General features: G+C 73.0%; 5 protein-coding genes. 1 reads left to right on the forward strand and 4 read right to left on the reverse strand.

Annotated features, from left to right (window positions below):
* The 4 genes from AR3_RS28730 to rimP form a co-directional block, all read right to left on the reverse strand.
* Positions 1-244 (reverse strand): translation initiation factor IF-2 N-terminal domain-containing protein (locus tag AR3_RS28730; protein ID WP_157406832.1); only part of this gene is annotated, 244 nt, incomplete at its 3' end.
* Positions 245-363: 119 nt separating this feature from the next.
* The gene (locus AR3_RS28735) at positions 364-693 is read right to left on the reverse strand and encodes a YlxR family protein (protein WP_083952252.1); all 330 of its coding nucleotides are present in this window, start codon (positions 691-693) and stop codon (positions 364-366) included.
* A complete protein-coding gene (gene nusA / locus AR3_RS28740; protein WP_067918737.1) occupies positions 659-1,801 on the reverse strand; it encodes a transcription termination factor NusA in 1,143 nt (380 codons plus the stop codon). The genes AR3_RS28735 and nusA overlap by 35 nt, the downstream gene beginning before the upstream one ends.
* A 13-nt stretch (positions 1,802-1,814) precedes the next feature.
* Positions 1,815-2,447, reverse strand: a complete 633-nt coding sequence (gene rimP / locus AR3_RS28745) for a ribosome maturation factor RimP (protein ID WP_067918738.1) — start codon at positions 2,445-2,447, stop codon at positions 1,815-1,817.
* A 286-nt stretch (positions 2,448-2,733) separates the two neighbouring features.
* Here rimP and AR3_RS28750 point away from each other — a divergent pair.
* On the forward strand, positions 2,734-3,112 hold a 379-nt coding region (locus AR3_RS28750), incomplete at its 3' end, for a hypothetical protein (protein ID WP_157406834.1).

Here is a 3,112-nt window from a genome sequence, read left to right on the forward strand (position 1 = left end):
CGGGCCGCGGCGCCTCGGGCGCCGACGGCTTGCGCGGGGCCGCCTTGGCGTCCGCCGGCTTGGCGGACGCGCCGGACGACGCGTTGGAATTCGAAAAAGCCTCTGTAAGCCTGCGAACGACCGGCGCCTCAATCGTGGAAGACGCCGAACGAACGAACTCGCCCATCTCCCGGAGCTTGGCCATGACGACCTTGCTCTCCACACCGAACTCTTTGGCGAGTTCGTAAACCCGGACCTTCGCCACTGCACTCCCTACTCGGTCCGGGGGTGCGGCCTCCGGACCGTCGTTACCTTGCCGTACTCATCGCGGCGTGCTCATCGAGCGCTCATAGCAATCTCGGCCTGCTTCCGACTAGGCGTCGCTTACCGTTGGCCATCCTGCTGCCGCGCGTCCCGCGTCGCAAGCCGAGCTCGCAGCACGGACGTGTCGAGCGGCCCCGCCAGGCGGAAGGCCCGGGGGAACGCCCGACGTCGCTCTGCGAGCTCGAGACATCCCGGATCGGGGTGCAGATGCGCGCCCCGGCCCGGCAGCCGCCCGCGGGGATCGGGGACGACGACGCCCTCGACCGCCACGAGGCGCAGCAACTCGGACTTGGCCGTGCGAACGCGGCAGCCCACACACGTACGCAGTGGAGCCGCCCGATCGCGTGACACGAGTCTACCGCGCCGAGGCGTCGGCGGGACCTGTCGCATGCTCTCCTGATGTGGTCGCTCCCGATTCGCCGGATCCGGCCGCCTTCGCGGCCTGCGTCCCGGCGCCTCCGGCCTCCCGTCCGGCGCCGGACGGCTCGTCCTCGGACCGCCCCTTGGACTGCCCCTCGGACTGCCCCTCGGACTGCTCGGTGTCGGACCGGATGTCGATCCGCCAGCCGGTGAGCCGCGCCGCCAGCCGGGCGTTCTGCCCCTCTTTGCCGATGGCCAGCGACAGCTGGTAGTCCGGGACGATCACCCGGGCCACCCGGGCGCCCTCGTCGACCACCTCCACGTGGGACACCCGCGCGGGGGACAGCGCGTTGCCCACGAACTCGGCCGGGTCCTCCGACCAGTCCACGATATCGATCTTTTCGCCGTGCAGCTCGTGCATGACGTTGCGGACGCGGCTGCCCAGCGGGCCGATGCACGCGCCCTTGGCGTTCACCCCGGGCTTGCGCGACCGCACCGCGATCTTGGTGCGGTGGCCCGCCTCCCGGGCGATCGCCGCGATCTCCACGGTGCCGTCGGCGATCTCGGGCACCTCCAGCGCGAACAGCTTGCGCACCAGGTTGGGGTGGGTGCGCGACAGCTGCACCGACGGGCCGCGGTGGCCCTTGCGGACCTGCACCACATAGGCGCGGATCCGCTCGCCGTGCTCGTAGGACTCGCCGGGCACCTGCTCCTGCGGGGGCAGGATCGCCTCGATCTTGCCGAGGTCGACCAGGACGTTCCGGGGGTCCTTGCCCTGCTGGATGACGCCGGAGACGATGTCGCCCTCGCGCCCGACGTACTCGCCGAACGTCAGCTCATCCTCGGCGTCCCGCAGCCGCTGCAGGATGACCTGCTTGGCGGTCGTCGCCGCTATGCGTCCGAAGCCGGTCGGGGTGTCGTCGTATTCCCGGACGGCGTTGCCCTCTTCGTCGGTCTCGGTCGCCCAGACCGTGACGTGCCCGGTCTCCCGGTCGAGCTCCACCCGGGCCTTGGGCGCGGCCCCCTCGGTGCGGTGGTAGGCGATCAGCAGGGCGTCTTCGATGGCCTTGACGGCCACGTCGAGCGAGATGTCCTTCTCGCTCTCGAGACTGCGCAATGCGGTCATGTCGATGTCCACGAGGCTCCCCCCTCTAGTCCGGCTCGGCCGGCGAACGCGATTCCTCGGCCTCGTCGGCGGAGCCGCCGGGGTCGTCCAACCGCCGGAACTCCACCTGCACCCGGCCGCGCCCCAGCTCTTGGAAGTCGAAACGGCGCCTGGTCACCCCGCCGGACCCGGACCCGCCCCCGGTCCCCTTGCCGCGCCTGCCGGAGGCGCGCCCCTTCGCGGGCGGCGCTCCCTGCGCGCCGTCCGGCTCCTCGAAGGCGACGACGTCGATGACGACCGCCTCGTCGTCAGCGGACACCACCCGGCCCTCGATGCGGCCGCCGGACGTGAGCGGCGCCACCACCAGCCGCCCGGCCGCGCGCCGCCAGTGCCGCGGCTCGGTGAGCGGACGGTCGACGCCCGGAGAGGTGACCTCGAGCACATAGGGCGCGGTGCCCATCACGTCGGTCTCGTCGAGCAGGTCCGAGGCGCGCCGGCTCAGCTCGGCCACGTCGTCCAGGCTCACCCCGCCGTCGGCGTCCACGACCAGGCGCACCAGCCGCCGCCGGCCCGCGGGCCGCACGTCGACCTCCTCCAGGTCGAATCCCGCGTCCGCCACCGCCGGTCCGACCAGGCGGGTCACCTCGGCGACGACCTGCTCCCGGCTCGGCCTGCTCATGACCGGCCTCCGCGCGCGCACCGGACGGCGGTACGGCCCCGCTGAGCGTAAGGGCCGGACTCCACGCCCATGGGACCTCCAGTTTGTCGTTCTGAAACCGCGGCGTGTCCGTTGACAACTCAAGACTATCGACAGCCGGGCACCTCAGCGCCCTTTCGGACAGGTCACGGGCGCCCCGGATATGGAATGCTTGAGCCGGCCTGATGAGCGGAAGACTCGTCGCGGCCCCTCCTCGCCACACCACCCGTGGGCGTCCCCCACGAACGATTCGGTCTGGGAGACACGCTTGCCTGAGGCCCGCACGATGTCCCGGCGAGCGGTGCTGGGGGGCACCGCCGGAATCGCCCTTCCCGCGCTGGGCGGCTGCGGCCGCGCGCCCGCCGCGCCCGCCCCGGAGCTGGCGGTCCTGGTCGGCGCGATCGCGGCCGAGCAGGATCTGATCGCGCTGTACGAGGCCGCGCGCGGCGCGCACGCGTCCCTGGCGGGGCGGCTCGCCCCCGTCCTGGCCCACCACCGTGAGCATCTGGCGGTGCTGCGGCGCCACTACGTGCCCGGTTCCGGCCGGTTCGCCCGCACGGCGCCCCTGCCCGCGCCGCGGGCGCAGCGCGTGCCCGGCGACCCGTCCGGCGCGCTGGCCGCGCTGCGCTCGGCCGAGAGCCGGGCCG

Source organism: Actinomadura rubrobrunea NBRC 15275 (genome assembly GCF_001552235.1).
Taxonomy (GTDB): Bacteria; Actinomycetota; Actinomycetes; order Streptosporangiales; family Streptosporangiaceae; genus Spirillospora; species Spirillospora viridilutea.